This window comes from Methylomonas montana (genome assembly GCF_030490285.1).
Classification (GTDB): Bacteria; Pseudomonadota; Gammaproteobacteria; order Methylococcales; family Methylomonadaceae; genus Methylomonas; species Methylomonas montana.
The window spans coordinates 1921777-1936545 of record NZ_CP129884.1; the positions used below are offsets into that span (position 1 = coordinate 1921777).

The window sequence follows — 14769 nt, forward strand, 5'->3', positions numbered from 1 at the left end:
GGATTTGTGTCTCATCCGAATTCACCGCAAGCTTCCGGTATAAAAAAAATGCCGCTCATAGCGGCATTGATTTCGACGAATTGCCAAGAAGCATTAAATCAACCGTTGGCAGGGCAGGTGTTGCCTGGCATAAGCATGACGAAAATCCAGCAGTAACCTCGATAGAACACCTAGGCCATCACCGCATTTACTAGTTGGTCCAAAGTCCGCATATGCCTTTGTTGCGCAGGCAGTAGCTTGTTTTCGATCAATGAGCGAATGTCCGATGGTAATTCATGATCCAGCAACGCTTTTTCATATTCTTCCGAGCCGGTTAATTCCCCCTCGCGTAATACCTTTAGCGCGGTTTGTTTACCCATGCAATTAGCGCTGGCCATGACTATTTTTGCCAAAGTCCCCCAAGTTCCCGAGTCTTGAGCGGATGTGCCTCCCAGTTGTTGAATTTTTCCCCGTAAACTGAAAACCGCTGCTTTATGATCCTCAAATGTTGACATTAAAAAATCCATTTCACCCAGCGCGGTCTGTTTCCGGAACTTATCCAGTGCCTGTTGATACGTTTCTATTGCGGATAATTCATTTTGTAGCAAACTGTTGATTGATTGAATGTGATACATCATGAAACCCCATATGATTGATTGTGAGTATGGTTAACGAATAGTCGATCACTCGGTTGCGTGGATGAATATTAAATAACAACGCTGGTTAAAAGTCGGTGCGGTACCGCACAGCTGTTATCCAAACGGCTAGTGAATAGACTTATTCAAAATGGGATTGGCCGGCGGGTGTTTAGCGAATTTGTCCGAAATATCTAGTGCCAATTGTATGGGGGCATCGGCAACTTCGGCGAAAGCAGGTATTAGCCGATCAAATTCAGTGCTTATCACTTTGTAGCATTCGCAGACTTGTGCTTCCAAACCCGATCGATCCAACACACTAAGATGGCCTCTGCTGTAACTAATTATGCCTTTTTGTTGTAACTTCCCGGCGGCGTCGGTGATGCTTTCTCGGCGCACACCCAGCATATTGGCGATGTAATCATGAGTCACTAGCATCTGGTTTGACGCGTGCCGATCAAGGTTCAGCAGTAACCAACGGCATAGCTGCTGGTATATGGAATGGTGACGGTTACAGGCTGCCGTCTGGGCTATTTGGGTAATCAGCGCCTGGATATAACGCAGCAACAACTGGAACAAGGACATATCGTTATCGCACCCATGCCGAGATTCGATTTCTTTGATAAACAGATGCCGCTGCAGTCGATAAGCGTAGCCGGCACTACTGACCACGGCTTGATGCGGCATGGTTCGCCCGCCCATGAAAAGACCCAGGCCGATGAAGCCTTCGTGACCGACCACGGCCAGTTCGCTCGATGTGCCGTTTTCAACGATGTAAACCTTGGACACGATGCAAGTCGTCGGGAAATAGGCGTAGCGCAATTCGCTTCCCGATTCGTAAAGAACTTTACCACTAGGCATCTGAACCAGTTCCAGATCGGATAAAAGGCGTTCGTATGTCTCTGCTGGAAGTGCTCCCAGCAAATGGTTTTGTCTAGGCGTATTCAGTTTAGTCATGAGCCCTCTCCATCTGTGTGGGGGCTGAACCTTTCTGCCGAGGTTAAAAATCTCTTTGTTAAGGGGGCCCCGAGAATTGTTTATTATTCTTAGATCATTTCGTAAATGGCATCTCCATTAAGATAAAAATAGCGAGTTTTCGCCGGTATATGACTTGCAGGTAGCAGGTAGGTGCGGTCTATATGGGTTAGTGGGATTGGTGTTTATGGCGTTTCTTGGCATTATCAAAGCCGATTTCCAGCTCCATCTCGTCGTCCGATCGGTCGCTGAGCGCATTTTTGACCGTCTCTTCTTCGGTTTGATGAATTCGGTATTGCTGACGATCTTTGTTAATAACGCCTCCTTGATAAATTGTGATGGTCAGTAAAGTGCTGAGCGACTGTTTCGCTACGCGGTAAAAACATTACAAACAAAAAGAAAATTGATCCGTACGGTAGCGCACATAGGCTTAAGGTTAGTGTGGAATGGTGGCGACCAATTTTTTGACGACAGGGCACCTCGAAAAACTTGGCGCTTCGACAGGCTCTGCGCTAACAGATATGCAGTATAATCAATCAGTTACGTTTATGGTGAGCTTGTCGAACCATGAACACAACAGCTTTTCGAGTTGCCCGACCGTTGTCAGCCATTCAGCAAACTGCTTATGCATAGACATAACTATAGGATAAAAATAGAATTTTATAATAAAAATTATGTGTGTCACCGAACCGACATCATTAGTGGTGCAGGTTAGAATGCTACTAGCTTGATACATTAACTATATACAAACTAATTTGTATGTATCGGCAAATTTCAAAGGTTTTGGTTGGCAGCAAATACGCTTATTAAAATCATGAAATTAAAACGATATTTTTTCAATATATTTTCAAAATGAAAATATACCTATCTAATCATTGGTCAAAATAAACTAATATGAAAACTAGAAAATATACAAGTAAAGCAACCGAAGGAACGCATCGGATTTTTAAGATTATCGGGATAGCAACCATGATGGGGCTTGGCCTTGGAACGGTTGTTAGTCCAGTCAGTGCGGAAAATTCACAAATTAATCCCGCTAAAAAATCGGTGGATGGTAAGGGCAATCTGCCCACGTTTGATCAGGCCGATGTTAATGGCGATCACAACGTCACCAAAAGTGAATTGAAAAACTTTCCATACCTGCTGCAAACCTTCGACAAAGTCGATGCGGGAAATGACGGTAAGCTGGAACAGCATGAGTATCAAAATCTGAAAATGGAAACCAGACGGGAAGGCGAAGTTAAGTAAGTTGATTTAAGCGCTATCCAAGGAGGCAATACTGTCTCCAAGGAGTAACGGGGGCGAGTCTTTGAGCTATTCGAATTTGCTAGAAGCTTTAGGCAGATAAACAAACTCTTCGGCAGCTGTTGGGTGGATGCCAATAGTCGAATCGAAGAGGGCTTTAGTCGCGCCGGCACGCATCGCAACAGCCATACCCTGGATAATTTCCGGTGCATCGGCGCCTATCATATGCAGACCGATCACCCGGTCCGTGTCGCGCTCCACGATCATTTTCATCAAGGTGTTTTCAGCCTTTCCCGACAGCGTATTTTTGATGGGTTTGAATTCGGTTTTATAAATATCGATGTCCGCATATTTTTGACGCGCCTCGGCTTCGGTTAAGCCGACGCTGGCGATATTGGGCTGGCAAAACACCGCGGTGGGGATGTTGTGGTAATCCACCGGTCGCGCCTGCTTGGCATACAAACTATGCACCAGTGCCTCGCCTTCGGCTATCGCTACCGGCGTCAGGTTGACCCGGTCGGTGACATCGCCCAGCGCATAAATTGACGGCAGATTGGTTTGATAGTGGCTGTCGACTATGATCGCGCCTTTGTCGTCCAATGCTACGCCAAGTTGTTCCAGGCCGAATCCGCGCGAATTGGGCGTTCTGCCGGTGGCGTACATCACCAGGTCGGTGGTTATGGTATTCCCGTCCAGCAAGCTGACGCTAAAGGCATTGCCATCCGCTTCAATTGCCTGGACATCGCAATTAAACAGAATCTTAATGCCTTGTTTAAGCATGGCAGCCGCCAGAAAGTCGCGAATATCATCGTCAAATCCTTCCAGCAGTTTTTCGCCGCGTTGGCAAATGGTGGTGTCTACTCCCAGCCCGTTAAGGATGCTGGCAAATTCGACAGCAATGTAGCCACCGCCGACAATCATAATGCGCTCGGGTAATTTATCCAGTGAAAACATATCGTTAGAGGTAACGATGTACTGCTTGCCGGCTATATCGGGCACAAACGGCCAGCCGCCGGTGGCCAGCAAAATGCGTTTGGCCGTGCATTGGCGGCCGGCCACCGCGACGGTATGCGCATCGAGCAATTGCGCCTTGCCATTGAAGACAGTGACTCGGGATTGTTGCAAGTGATTTTGGTAAACCGCTTGCAGGCGCTCGATTTCCCGATTTTTGTTGGCGATTAAACTGGGCCAATCGAAGGAGGCGTTGTCCAGCGTCCAACCGAAACCCGCAGCGGCGGCGAAGTCGTCTTTAAACTGCGAGGCGTAGACCAACAGTTTTTTCGGTACGCAGCCCAGGTTGACACAGGTGCCACCAAAATGACGCACTTCCGCTATTGCAACGCGCGCGCCTTGATTGGCTGCCATATTCGCGGCACGCACACCACCGGAGCCGGCGCCCACCACGAACAGATCATAGTCGTAATCAGTCATGGCTGGTCCTTGGGCACTATTTAGGCTCATTTCTGTTGCTGCAGATAAGCCAGCAGGGTATCCACGCCGCTCACGGTAAACGGGTCATCGGGGCAATTATCGACTTGACCGGGTTCGCTGAATAGTTTCAGAATCTTTTTGTCTTCGACCAACATTGAATAACGCCAGGACCGGCTACCAAAACCCACATTGTGCTTTTTCACCAGCATGCCAAGTGCTTCGGTAAACTCGCCGTTGCCATCCGGCAGCATTTTTACATGAGAAATCTGCAGGTGCTGACCCCATTGATACATCACAAAAGCATCGTTGACGCTTAAGCAATACACCTCATCGACGCCGTGCGCGATCAGTTCCTGGTATTTTGCCTCGAAGCCCGGCAGATGCTTGTTCGAGCAAGTGGGGGTGTATGCACCGGGAAGCGCCAGAACCACGATTTTTTTGCCTTTGAAAATGTCGTCGCTGCTGACATCCTGCCAGCGAAATGGATTCTCGCCGCCGATACTTTCATCGCGAACGCGGGTTTTAAACGTGACATCAGGTACAGTTGAAAGCATATTGGGACTCCTTGGAGTTTCAAACATGGAATCGAGAAAACGGTTCCATTAATAAAAATTACAATGTGTTTGTTGATAGTGCGATGCGTACCGGCAAGTCAAACGATGACCGATGCTTCCTCGGATGAGGAAATATCCTTTGCTTGGGCCTGCTGGAAAATATTGTTTGCGGTATCGCGCGCCTCGACGCTTGCTGTATTGACAGCAATCAAAGTGCGTCCACCCTTGATTTTCTCTTGATAGTGTTTGGCTTCATGCTCAGGAATGCCTACTCCAATCAATGCATTCATTAACTCTCCAAGGCTCCCGGTTTGGAGTGTTCGGCTCAATTCAACCATAATGGGGCCGGCGGCAATGAACCGGCCGACGCCAGGAATTTCCAGGCTACCAATTCCGGTGATCCACTCAAGATCGACTCCGCCTGCCACAACAACATTGGCATTTTCGCCGGCGTTGTCCTGTGAGTTAACGACAGGGTTGTTGGGGTTGGACATGTCTGGGAATAGCACGGATATTTCGTTGTTTGAAAACCCTGCCATCTTCAGGTTATTAACAATAATCGTTGTCTGATCGATATCCTGGCTTATACAAAAAATAGGCTTATACATAATATTCTCTTCGATCGGGATAACAGTTTTTTAAGGGTGTTATCCAGGTGCATTTTTCGGTTTTTTAATAAAAAATATTAATTATAAAATTAACCATTGCGAGATAATAAATATTTATCGTGAATTTGGTATTTAATAATGGTCTAATTAATATCTTATTGGATCTTTCAATCTACAGTAAAACTTTGATTCAGTCGGTGCGTTGTCGCACATTCACGGTAAACAAAATTCGATCGAAGGCTATGAAAAGCGGATTTTAAAATATTAAACAATAATAAAGGCTGTGATTTTTAGCTAATTATTTTTCGATACCAATGGATTGGATAGGTGAGTTAAAAATTGACTGAAAGTGGTGGTTTATTATTCAACTAGAGGATGGTTAAATGACCTAAAATAAATTTGGCCGGTTTTTTCATTTTTGGTGGCAATCATGCTCATAATAGGTTTTCCTGATGTTGTATGAGTTAGCTTGATAGCTTGATAGCTTGGTGGCGTCGGCGTTAGCAGAAAGATTGATACCGGTAGGCGCGGCAACTGATTTTGCTGAGCAAATTTCTGTCGGTTGCGTCAGAGTCCGACCAGGAATAGGCGGTAGCAGCCGTCACGCGCCAGACGGTGTTACCCACGTCATCCGCGACCAGCAGCGCGGCTTGTTTGTCCAGAGCGACGCCCACGGGTCTGCCGAAGGCTTCACCAGTGTCGCTGACAAAACCTGTCAATATATCGACAGGTTCTCCGGAAGGTTTGCCTGCGCTGAAAGGCACAAAGATAACCCGGTAGCCACTGCGAGGCTCACGGTTCCACGAACCATGCTGACCGATGAAAACCCCGTTGTCGAACGGCGCCGGCCAGGTGGCACTCCGGGAATAAACCAAACCGAGCGACGCGGTATGCGGCCCCAATGCATAATCCGGTACCCTGGCCGTGGCGACCAGATCGGCTTGCTGAGGTTGAACACGATCATCCTGATGCTGGCCATAATAGCTGTAAGGCCAGCCGAAGAAGCTGCCGTCGGACACCGATGTCAGGTAATCCGGCACCAGATCGCTGCCAATCTCATCGCGTTCGTTGACCACGGTCCAAAGTGCTCCGTCGTCCGGTGCCCAGGCAAGGCCATTGGGGTTGCGCAGACCGGAGGCGTAAACTCGGTAACTGCCTTTTCGAGGATCGATCTCCCAAATAGCAGCACGTTCGAATTCTTGTTCGATACCATTCTCGGCGACATTGCTGTTCGATCCCACCGTCACATAAAGCCGTGAGCCGTCCTGGCTGGCCAAAATGTTTTTGGTCCAGTGGTGATTGATTGGGCCTGCCGGCAGGTCAAGCACTTTGATTCCCGGTTGAGCGATTTGGGTTTCGCCATCGCTATAGTGAAATTTCAATAGTGCATCGGTGTTGGCCACATAAAAGTCGTGGCCGATCAATGCCATGCCAAAAGGCGAGTTGAGTCCCTCGATAAACGGCGTACGCGTTTCCGCTACACCGTCGCCATCGCTATCCCGCAGCAAGGTGATGCGATTGGCGCTGGGCATACCTGCGCCAGCCTTGTTCATTGCCCACTTCATCAACCAGCCTTTGATGCCCTGTCCATCGTCTGGCCGTTGCGGAGCATTGGTCTCGGCCACGAGTACATCGCCATTGGGCAGCACATAAAGCCAGCGCGGATGATCGAGATTGCCGGCAAAGGCGTTAACCGTCATACCCGGCGCCGGTATCGGTTTAGAATTTGCCTGCCAACCCACGGCCTGGGCGATGTTGACTGTTGGCATCCAGCTTGGATTGGGCGGCGGCAGTTGGGGATGAGGGCCGATGCCGGCCGAAATCGGTAGTCGCGCCGATTCGCCGCAGGCCGACAGCACCAGCAGAGTGAATAACAACGAGGACCGTGGAAGCATGACGTCGGGATATTTGGGTTTAATGCTGAGTGCTGAGCATTTGCCGGCAACTGTCGGCGCATTTCTGGCAGGCCACGACACAGTCGTCCATATCGCCGATTTCATCGCATTCGGCCGCGCAGGCTTCGCAGATCTCCGCGCAAAGCTCGTGAAGGCTATGTTGAAAATGAGAGCCGGTAAGTTGAAAATTAGCCGAAGTCTGGCAGATTTCGGCGCAGCTCATCATTAGTCGAAAATGTTTGGCCTTAATATGCTTGCCACCCGTTTCCAGGCAGTGGTTCATCGCGGTATGCAGGCAAATCTGATGGCAGGCGCTACAAGCTTCTATACAGGCTTGCGTGGCGTGTTCGGTGTGGGATGGGTGATGCATAGGATTCTCCTTTGAGTAGGGGCAATTCGACCTCGAAACAAATGCCGACGCAAAATGCGCTAGCTTTTGTTGCTAACAGTCAGATTGTGCTGTCGAGTGCCGCAACAATTTTTAATCGCTCTCACCTGGGCGGACATAGAGACGCAAAATATTGCGTCTCGACAATGTTATGTGAGCAACTATCCAGCTAGCGTCAACACCAAGGGGAGGCGATAGATCGGTAGCTGCTTTTCCTCATTTTCCTTCCTTAATATCCTGCTTGATATCGCCATAGCCTTTCTGGGCTTTGCCGAGATTTTTTTGGACATTGCCTTCCACTTCCATTCCCTTGTCGTCAATGATTTTGCCGGTCATTTCCTTAACTTTGCCTTTGGTTTCCTCGACCCTGCCTTCTACTTGATCTTTGTTCATTGGCGGCTCAATTTTGCTATCTTCGGCATAAGCGCTTAACGAGCAGAGCGTCAAAAGAATACCCGCCCATATAGCGCTGAATTTGTTGTGAGTTTGGTTCATGATGATTACCTATAAATCTGTCGAATTTAACTGCCACATAACTGCAAGCCAGTCACTATGGGTAGGCGGTGCAACTCAGCACCATTAATCTTCAGCAACCTTTTTGATGTCTTCTTTAAGGTCGCCAAACCCTGACTGAACTTTGCCGACGTTTTTTTGAACCGTGCCTTCTAGTTCCATGTCTTCGTCATCTAATATCTTGCCAGCAACTTCCTTGATTTTGCCTTTGGTTTCTTGGACGCGGCCTTTTACTTGATCTTTGTTCATGATGATTCCCCGTTTTGTTTTAGTGGATGTTCGAGCAAATTCTGATGTTATTCGGTGCTCGGAATAGACCATACTCGCAATGCTGAACAGGGTCGGTGCGTCAACGCACATTGATTCGGCATAAACCTGCTAAAACACTTAAGCATGCAACTAACGATTAGAAACATTTTTCGATCAGGAGCCAGCATTGCCGGTTGTTTTACAATCGTTTGGAATCAAAATGCACCAGTCGAAATCCCTGTTGCTGCAGATGGGTAACAATTTCGCCGAGATGCAGGTAGGTGGTGGGACGATTATCGTGAAATATCAATAGGCAGGGGTAAGGCTTGTGCCATGCCGACAGAATGGCCTGAGTCTTTTTCTGAATCGCAGCAACCGTCATACCCGGTATCGCGTCGCCTACCGATTCGCCCATCACGATCTGATAACCTAATCGGTGTGCCGTTTCACGCACAGTAGTGTTTAGAATAAAGTAGGGCGGCCGAAACAGGCGGATGTTTGACAAGCCTGAAATCGGGTTTGAAATGGTTTCCCACTGGGTGATTTCGTCCTGCACCGTCTCTGGCGTATCCAGCCAAGGCCAGCGGAACCAGGCGTGATGCGTCGAATGATTGCCGATAGTATGTCCGGCCTGCTTGATTCGGCGGACAATATTTGGGTATTTGGCGATACTGCCCTTATCGGTCCAGAGCTCGTATGGGGCGTAATAAAGCCGCCGCTGCCAAAATTCATCAGGCGCATCAGCCAGCAGGAAAAAGCCGGCTTTTACCGGTGTGCCGTCAATCGCTATCAGTGTTGCCAATATATCCAGCACCCGCTCGGTGGTATTAGGTAGCGGCCCATCATCAAAGCTGAGCATAAACTCGGCACTTTCCATTGTGGTTTGTCCTTGCGGATTACGCACATCAAGCCGATTAATACAGCCCGCCATCAGGCTCGTGAGCATGAGAACAAGCCAGATAGAATGCTTCATGGTCGCTGGGATTGTTAATAAGGTCATTTTCAATTCAGTATTTTCCTCATTTATTCCTTAGGCCAGGCACGAATATTTCCTCAACAGTTTGGGCAGGATGCATGTAACTGTCGCCGGCGCGCGGATGGCGCCTTATGCCTTATCAGTGTGAGTGGTGTTGAATGCCTGGACTGTCAAAGACGTATTGGCGTGGCGGTGCGACATAGTTACCCGGGACGCTGTTGTCGGTCGGTGCGCTTGCGTACAGACCGACAACAGATGCTGCTGTAGATTGGCTTTCGGGGTAGACCTATGGAATCAAGCGGGCAGTGTTTTCAGTTTTGTGTGCGGCAGTGTTGGCGGGCGCAACAGAAAGCAACGAACGCGAAACAAGGTGAAGACCTAGAAAGCAGAAGGCCACATGCTAGGTCTGACCGTGTCTAAGAATCATTCGGTAATTACCTTGCCATGGCAGAGGGATGCCGACAAAAAAGGTCATGGAGCACTCTAATCACGGAACCAGTCAGGTTTTCAATTTTTTCTTAGGAGAAAGGAAAGCTGGTCTGGGAACCATTCAATAGAAATGGGCAATTGAGCTCATTTTGAATTACTTAGTTTCTTTAGTTTTTGGAGTACAGCTATGACTTGGGATCAAATCGAGAGCACATCGGTAGAACTAATTGGGGTGAGGAAACGCGGTCTGGCAAACTCACTCAATCGAAGCGCAAAGCAAAAGCGGCTGACCATGAGAGCATTCTTGGCTCCTGGTTTGATAAGTGTTTTAGTTGGCCTCAGTGGTTGCATGATTGTTGATGCGCCAATCAAGGGGGTTCTGGGTACTGAGGTTTTCTGGGGAGATATTGCGACCGGAAAAACGGGTTCCGCTAACCCTGAGGCGTCGAAGGAAGGCAAAGCCTGTGCCGAATCCATCCTGGGTTTACTGGCGCGCGGTGATGCAAGTGTTCGTGCGGCAAAGGAAAACGGCAATATTTCAGAAGTCACTTCAGTGGATCACTCGGCTAGGAACTTGCTCAACATCGTTGGCGAGTGGTGTACGATTGTGAAGGGCCATTAGGCGCCGTAGCTCTCGATTTACAAATTAGCAACGAAAGGGGAGAGTACGGTGTGCAGGTGATCAATGAATCATATATATCTACGCGAGGCAGGACTGGTGACGGTTCGCTAAGTTCGATTGTCTGTGCCAACACTTGCACCCTACGTATTGTGGGCGCCAAGTTCAAGGGGATATCTATGCAAGGACAGGGCTGCCGACCGGCCTTTGACCTCTTTTATATCCCAGTCCCATGAGACAGGCCTGGTTGGAGTTACCGGAGCGGAGCAATCTATTCTGGTTGAACACGATCAACTGGATTGCTCTGCGAGGTGGGCGATGGCTATCCTGTCTCCTACTTTACCCAATTACGGCCTATTTCGTTGTTTTCTCGTGTCGCACCCATACAGCCTCCGTCGACTTTCTGAGGCGGGTTTTGGGTCGTGATTGCGGCTGGACAGAGGTGTTCCGGCATTACCATACTTTCGCCAGCACGCTACTGGATCGACTCTACATCTTTGCCGGGCAGGGCCAGAGACTGGATATTCGCATCCAAGGCCTGAAAGTGCTGGATAGTTATGCCCAATCCGGCCGTGGCTGTCTACTGGTAGGGGCTCATCTCGGCAGCTTCGAGATTGCTCGAGCAGTGGGGGCGTTGGGGAGTGGGTATCGTATCAAGGCTTTGGTTTACGGAGAGGGCACGCCCCGTATTGCTGGTGTATATAAGAAATTGAATCCATCGCTTTTCGAAGACATTATTTATATGGGCGATACAGGATCCTTGTTCGGACTCGATGAACACGCGCGCCAAGGCGGCATCATCGCGCTATTGGGAGACCGTAGTGTGAGTGCCTGTAAGCGGATTCGCTGCGAATTTTTCGGCGAACCGGCCTGGTTCCCTGAGGCTCCTGCCTTACTCTCTCAAATTCTCGATATGCCGCTGGTTTTGTTTTTCTGCCTGCACCTGGGCGACGGTCGCTACGAGGTGAGGTTCGAACACCTGGCTGATCCGCAGCGAGTTTCCAGACACGAGCGGGGCGCTGCCGTCCAACGCATCATGCAAGCCTATGCCACCCGTCTGGAACATTACTGCCGACTGGCACCTTACAACTGGTTTAATTTTTATGATTTTTGGCAGCCGGACGAATAGAATCCAAGGCGACTATGGCATGACCGGAACAGGCGAATACATATTGGTAATCCCGGCTTATAACGAATCCGCCACCATCCGCGAAGTGGTCCAGGGTGCTCTGGAATATTTCGGCACGGTGATTGTGGTTGACGACGGTTCCAGCGATGGCATGGTGGAAAAACTCTCTAATATGCCGGTGACCTTATTACAGCATCCCGAGAACATGGGGAAGGCGGCAAGCCTGTGGAGTGGCATGCAGGCGGCGCTGAATCTCGGCGCGAAGGGGGTCGTAACCATGGACGGGGATGGGCAGCACGATCCGGCCGATATTCCGAAGCTCTTGATGGCCGCTCAAGCTCATCCGAACAGGCTGGTGATTGGTTCGCGTCTTTGGAATCGCGAGGTGATTCCAACGGCCCGCTATCGTGCAAACCGTTTCGCCAACTTCTGGATCGCCTGGGCGTCAGGCCAAGCAATTGAAGATAGCCAGTCAGGTTTCCGCGTATATCCGGCGCAACTCATCCGGCTCTGCAGTTTCAATCCGAGCCGTAACCGAAGCTTCGTTTTTGAAAGCGAGATCATCATCGAAGCCGCCAGGCTTGGTTTTCTATGCACTTTCGTGCCGGTGCATACCGCTTATCCCGAAAATGCCCGGCCCAGCTATTTTCGCCCAGTGAAGGACATTGTCAGTATCACTCGTATGGTGGCTTGGCGTTTGTTTAGCCGAGGTTTTTTTCTGTCGGGATTGTGGCGGAGTCTAAGTGGGATTCAACGCCTAGAGCCTCGAAAATTGTAGGAAGGGTCTATCTCCTTCATGTCCGATTCTGGAACCAGTCTCTGAATCAGAGAATCGTCTATGTAAATTACCTCAAGGGCGGGTAACGCGGGCAAGGTCAAACTGGATGGTCATTTATGCCGTTTCAGGGCATTAGGTATATTTATTGGTCGAATTAATAAAATTGGCGAAAGACAACGGCCACCGATGAGATTTGTCCTATTCGGACTGGCCGAAATATTTCTATGAAAAAGAATGCCCGGTCCGACTAGGCGGGGGGCATTTTGGAGGCACCGTGAGTTATATTTATTTCGTCGAATTACTACGAAAAAATTAAAATTTGATCGATCAAAAACAAGCCTGCTTTAAAAGGCCCAACGCTCGCGGCAGGTCTTTTAAGTCAGGATAATTTGGCTACCGATAGGTCAAGAAGCGCTGGGCTGTCTAACCAATCGGATCGCCACTAGCCGGAAAAACTAATAGCAGGTGCCTCTGTCTCGCCCAATAATCGATCTAAAATCCGGGTATGCGAAATTTGGATAAGCAGTAACTTCCATTCAATTAAACAGCGAATCGATACAGGCAAATCGGCGTTCCCGAGTACCTTCAGATAATCCTCCGCGCCGCTTTTTTCGCCTTGCCACAAAATGTCCAGGGCGGCTTGTTTACTCAGTTTATTCGCGCCACCATGAATTATTTTCGCCCACGCCTCCCTGACACCCGAGTATTTGGCGGGCGGTGTGCCGCCCAGTTTGCGGATATGGGTTTGTAAATCGGAAGCTGCGTTTTTATGGTCCTCGTAAATAGGGGTTAAAAACGCTGATTCGGTGAAACCGCCATCATCTTGAAACTTATCGAGTAGCTGTTGATAAGTGGCTGCTGCGGCCATTTCATTTTGTAGCAATCTGCCGATTGTTTCAACGCTGTGCATATTAAGGTCTCGATCGGGACTGTTAAGTAACACTCAACGTTAAGTGGGTACGGACGCTTCGTCGGTATAAGAAATATCCTCAGCATGCGCATGCCCGAAGATTTCTTTGATCTGGTCAATCGCTTCGCTACTGGCGGCATGCACCGAGATTAATATACCGCCGCCCTTGATTTTGCCTTCGTAGCGCACGGCTTCATACTCCGGAATCCCCACCCCAATCAAGGCGCCTGTCAACCCGCCGGCGGCCGCACCTAATGCCGCGCCGCTCAGGGTAGCCATAATCGGTCCGGCAGCGATAAACGGCCCTAAACCAGGGATAGCCAGGGTGCCAATACCGGCCAGCCAGCCCAGCACCGCGCCGGTACCCATTCCTACGCTTCCGCCAACCGCCGCGCCTTCCGGTGCTTTGGTGTGTTTTTCATAAGCAAAATCCATGGTGGTGTTTTTATCGGGAAGCAGCACGGAAATATCGTTGTTGGCGAAGCTGGCCGCTTTCAACTGTTTCACAATGCTTTCGGTTTGTTCAATGGTTTGGGCGATACAAAAAACTGATTTAGTCATGACTTGCTCCCACGCCTAAGGCGCTTTAATTTCGAGTTGGTTATCCACCTGCACCACACCTTTGGTTTGCTGGGTGATTAGTTGTAGTTTTAAACTTTCGGCTTCAGTTTCAACTGGGCCGCGCAAAGTCACCACGCCATCACGGGTAATGATTTTTACGTTGTGCGCATCCATAGAGAGGGATTTGTCTTTGTGCACGGTTTTGCGAATATGCGCCGTGATATTTAGGTCGGCTTTGGATTCTTTTTGATCCTCGGCCGTTAAGGTCATGTTGTCCTTATCGCGAAGGTTTTGCCGGGTATTGTCCAGCGCCGAGTTGTCGGTCAATTGGATTGAGGAAGATGGTTCGGCTTGAGCGGGGCTGGTCATAAAAACCAAACTGCCGCTTAAAGCCAGGGCAACGAACGATAATAGTTTTGGCATAATCCCCTCCTTGAAAGGTGTTTTATTTTTGGAGCGTTAGCGCCGTATATAACTAAGCCTGGTATTTCGATAGACTGGCTTCGGCTAATGACGACAGCAGTTGCGATGAGCAGCAAAACGCTGTTGTGGGATGGAATTTACTGGAACAGATGAATGGTGTCGGTGCGCTATCAAACATTGCAGGTATTGCAAAATTGTCCGGCCGACTGGAGCGTATGGCTATTGTCTTTGCCGATAACTTCACCGCGACGCCGCCCCCGCGCTATGAAGATTATGTCGGTTGAGCAAATCATGGAAAATTTGCAAATCGACGCTAACGACTCTTCAATCCAACCGAATCGGCTGAATTTTAGATGGCCATTTTTCACGACTGAATAGAAAAAAATGCCCACGCTATCTAACAGTGGGCACTGGAGGACGCAAAAGAAAGCCTTTTTCAAGGCTGGCGCGACATATGGATTTTCATCGCCGA

The 14769-nt window shown here is 49.2% G+C and carries 18 protein-coding genes; 5 read left to right on the forward strand and 13 right to left on the reverse strand.

Annotation, left to right across the window (positions count from 1 at the left end; translation table 11 throughout):
- Nucleotides 1–170: 170 nt before the first annotated feature.
- Both QZJ86_RS08960 and QZJ86_RS08965 read right to left on the reverse strand, forming a co-directional pair.
- On the reverse strand, nt 171–617 hold the full coding sequence (locus tag QZJ86_RS08960; protein WP_320415844.1) for a DUF2383 domain-containing protein: 447 nt from the start codon (nt 615–617) through the stop codon (nt 171–173).
- A gap of 126 nt (nt 618–743) precedes the next feature.
- Complete coding sequence (locus QZJ86_RS08965) at nt 744–1571, reverse strand: Crp/Fnr family transcriptional regulator (protein ID WP_301938293.1); 828 nt, start codon at nt 1569–1571, stop codon at nt 744–746.
- 912 nt (nt 1572–2483) lie between these two features.
- Here QZJ86_RS08965 and QZJ86_RS08970 point away from each other — a divergent pair.
- Entirely contained in the window at nt 2484–2837 is a 354-nt protein-coding gene (locus QZJ86_RS08970; RefSeq protein WP_301938295.1) for an EF-hand domain-containing protein, read from the forward strand.
- A 66-nt stretch (nt 2838–2903) separates the two neighbouring features.
- Here QZJ86_RS08970 and gorA read toward each other — a convergent pair whose 3' ends face one another.
- From gorA to QZJ86_RS09010, 8 genes are all read right to left on the reverse strand, one after another.
- A complete protein-coding gene (gene gorA / locus QZJ86_RS08975; RefSeq protein ID WP_301938297.1) occupies nt 2904–4265 on the reverse strand; it encodes a glutathione-disulfide reductase in 1362 nt (453 codons plus the stop codon).
- 26 nt (nt 4266–4291) lie between these two features.
- Nucleotides 4292–4819: a peroxiredoxin gene (locus tag QZJ86_RS08980; RefSeq protein ID WP_301938299.1), complete on the reverse strand. Its 528-nt coding sequence runs from the start codon at nt 4817–4819 to the stop codon at nt 4292–4294.
- 98 nt (nt 4820–4917) lie between these two features.
- Complete coding sequence (locus tag QZJ86_RS08985; RefSeq protein WP_301938300.1) at nt 4918–5427, reverse strand: hypothetical protein; 510 nt, start codon at nt 5425–5427, stop codon at nt 4918–4920.
- 500 nt (nt 5428–5927) lie between these two features.
- The gene (locus QZJ86_RS08990) at nt 5928–7322 is read right to left on the reverse strand and encodes a PQQ-dependent sugar dehydrogenase (protein ID WP_301938302.1); all 1395 of its coding nucleotides are present in this window, start codon (nt 7320–7322) and stop codon (nt 5928–5930) included.
- Nucleotides 7323–7341: 19 nt separating this feature from the next.
- On the reverse strand, nt 7342–7692 hold the full coding sequence (locus tag QZJ86_RS08995) for a four-helix bundle copper-binding protein (protein WP_301938303.1): 351 nt from the start codon (nt 7690–7692) through the stop codon (nt 7342–7344).
- 234 nt (nt 7693–7926) lie between these two features.
- Nucleotides 7927–8205 carry a CsbD family protein gene (locus tag QZJ86_RS21505; protein WP_320415845.1) on the reverse strand — a complete coding sequence of 93 codons (279 nt, stop codon included), beginning with the start codon at nt 8203–8205 and terminating at the stop codon, nt 7927–7929.
- Between the two features lie 84 nt (nt 8206–8289).
- A complete protein-coding gene (locus tag QZJ86_RS09005; protein ID WP_301938305.1) occupies nt 8290–8472 on the reverse strand; it encodes a CsbD family protein in 183 nt (60 codons plus the stop codon).
- A 199-nt stretch (nt 8473–8671) separates the two neighbouring features.
- Nucleotides 8672–9472 (reverse strand): polysaccharide deacetylase family protein, encoded by an 801-nt coding sequence (locus QZJ86_RS09010; RefSeq protein WP_301938939.1) that lies wholly within the window; start codon nt 9470–9472, stop codon nt 8672–8674.
- Nucleotides 9473–10064: 592 nt separating this feature from the next.
- On the opposite strand from QZJ86_RS09010, the gene QZJ86_RS09015 reads away from it, so the two are divergent.
- From QZJ86_RS09015 to QZJ86_RS09025, 3 genes are all read left to right on the forward strand, one after another.
- Complete coding sequence (locus QZJ86_RS09015) at nt 10065–10499, forward strand: TRL-like family protein (protein WP_301938308.1); 435 nt, start codon at nt 10065–10067, stop codon at nt 10497–10499.
- A 412-nt stretch (nt 10500–10911) separates the two neighbouring features.
- Complete coding sequence (locus tag QZJ86_RS09020) at nt 10912–11625, forward strand: LpxL/LpxP family acyltransferase (protein ID WP_301938310.1); 714 nt, start codon at nt 10912–10914, stop codon at nt 11623–11625.
- The gene (locus tag QZJ86_RS09025) at nt 11600–12403 is read left to right on the forward strand and encodes a glycosyltransferase family 2 protein (RefSeq protein ID WP_301938312.1); all 804 of its coding nucleotides are present in this window, start codon (nt 11600–11602) and stop codon (nt 12401–12403) included. Before QZJ86_RS09020 ends, QZJ86_RS09025 begins: the two co-directional genes overlap by 26 nt.
- 442 nt (nt 12404–12845) lie before the next feature.
- Here QZJ86_RS09025 and QZJ86_RS09030 read toward each other — a convergent pair whose 3' ends face one another.
- From QZJ86_RS09030 to QZJ86_RS09040, 3 genes are read right to left on the reverse strand one after another with little or no spacing between them, the layout of a single operon-like run.
- Nucleotides 12846–13313: a ferritin family protein gene (locus QZJ86_RS09030; protein WP_301938314.1), complete on the reverse strand. Its 468-nt coding sequence runs from the start codon at nt 13311–13313 to the stop codon at nt 12846–12848.
- Between the two features lie 39 nt (nt 13314–13352).
- Entirely contained in the window at nt 13353–13874 is a 522-nt protein-coding gene (locus tag QZJ86_RS09035) for a hypothetical protein (RefSeq protein WP_301938316.1), read from the reverse strand.
- A gap of 15 nt (nt 13875–13889) precedes the next feature.
- A complete protein-coding gene (locus QZJ86_RS09040; RefSeq protein WP_301938318.1) occupies nt 13890–14297 on the reverse strand; it encodes a BON domain-containing protein in 408 nt (135 codons plus the stop codon).
- 125 nt (nt 14298–14422) lie between these two features.
- On the opposite strand from QZJ86_RS09040, the gene QZJ86_RS09045 reads away from it, so the two are divergent.
- Nucleotides 14423–14581 carry a hypothetical protein gene (locus tag QZJ86_RS09045; protein WP_301938319.1) on the forward strand — a complete coding sequence of 53 codons (159 nt, stop codon included), beginning with the start codon at nt 14423–14425 and terminating at the stop codon, nt 14579–14581.
- Nucleotides 14582–14769: the final 188 nt, after the last annotated feature.

What these genes read in the sequence shown, in the direction of transcription:
- QZJ86_RS09025 (WP_301938312.1), top strand. Translation starts at nt 11,600, where the DNA reads ATGATTTTTGGCAGCCGGACGAATAGAATCCAAGGCGACTATGGCATG.
- QZJ86_RS09040 (WP_301938318.1), bottom strand. Translation starts at nt 14,297, where the DNA reads ATGCCAAAACTATTATCGTTCGTTGCCCTGGCTTTAAGCGGCAGTTTG.
- QZJ86_RS09005 (WP_301938305.1), bottom strand. Translation starts at nt 8,472, where the DNA reads ATGAACAAAGATCAAGTAAAAGGCCGCGTCCAAGAAACCAAAGGCAAA.
- QZJ86_RS08965 (WP_301938293.1), bottom strand. Translation starts at nt 1,571, where the DNA reads ATGACTAAACTGAATACGCCTAGACAAAACCATTTGCTGGGAGCACTT.
- QZJ86_RS08990 (WP_301938302.1), bottom strand. Translation starts at nt 7,322, where the DNA reads ATGCTTCCACGGTCCTCGTTGTTATTCACTCTGCTGGTGCTGTCGGCC.
- QZJ86_RS08995 (WP_301938303.1), bottom strand. Translation starts at nt 7,692, where the DNA reads ATGCATCACCCATCCCACACCGAACACGCCACGCAAGCCTGTATAGAA.
- QZJ86_RS09015 (WP_301938308.1), top strand. Translation starts at nt 10,065, where the DNA reads ATGACTTGGGATCAAATCGAGAGCACATCGGTAGAACTAATTGGGGTG.
- QZJ86_RS08960 (WP_320415844.1), bottom strand. Translation starts at nt 617, where the DNA reads ATGATGTATCACATTCAATCAATCAACAGTTTGCTACAAAATGAATTA.
- QZJ86_RS21505 (WP_320415845.1), bottom strand. Translation starts at nt 8,205, where the DNA reads ATGAACCAAACTCACAACAAATTCAGCGCTATATGGGCGGGTATTCTT.
- QZJ86_RS09030 (WP_301938314.1), bottom strand. Translation starts at nt 13,313, where the DNA reads ATGCACAGCGTTGAAACAATCGGCAGATTGCTACAAAATGAAATGGCC.
- QZJ86_RS09010 (WP_301938939.1), bottom strand. Translation starts at nt 9,472, where the DNA reads ATGACCTTATTAACAATCCCAGCGACCATGAAGCATTCTATCTGGCTT.
- QZJ86_RS09035 (WP_301938316.1), bottom strand. Translation starts at nt 13,874, where the DNA reads ATGACTAAATCAGTTTTTTGTATCGCCCAAACCATTGAACAAACCGAA.
- QZJ86_RS08980 (WP_301938299.1), bottom strand. Translation starts at nt 4,819, where the DNA reads ATGCTTTCAACTGTACCTGATGTCACGTTTAAAACCCGCGTTCGCGAT.
- gorA (WP_301938297.1), bottom strand. Translation starts at nt 4,265, where the DNA reads ATGACTGATTACGACTATGATCTGTTCGTGGTGGGCGCCGGCTCCGGT.
- QZJ86_RS08985 (WP_301938300.1), bottom strand. Translation starts at nt 5,427, where the DNA reads ATGTATAAGCCTATTTTTTGTATAAGCCAGGATATCGATCAGACAACG.
- QZJ86_RS08970 (WP_301938295.1), top strand. Translation starts at nt 2,484, where the DNA reads ATGAAAACTAGAAAATATACAAGTAAAGCAACCGAAGGAACGCATCGG.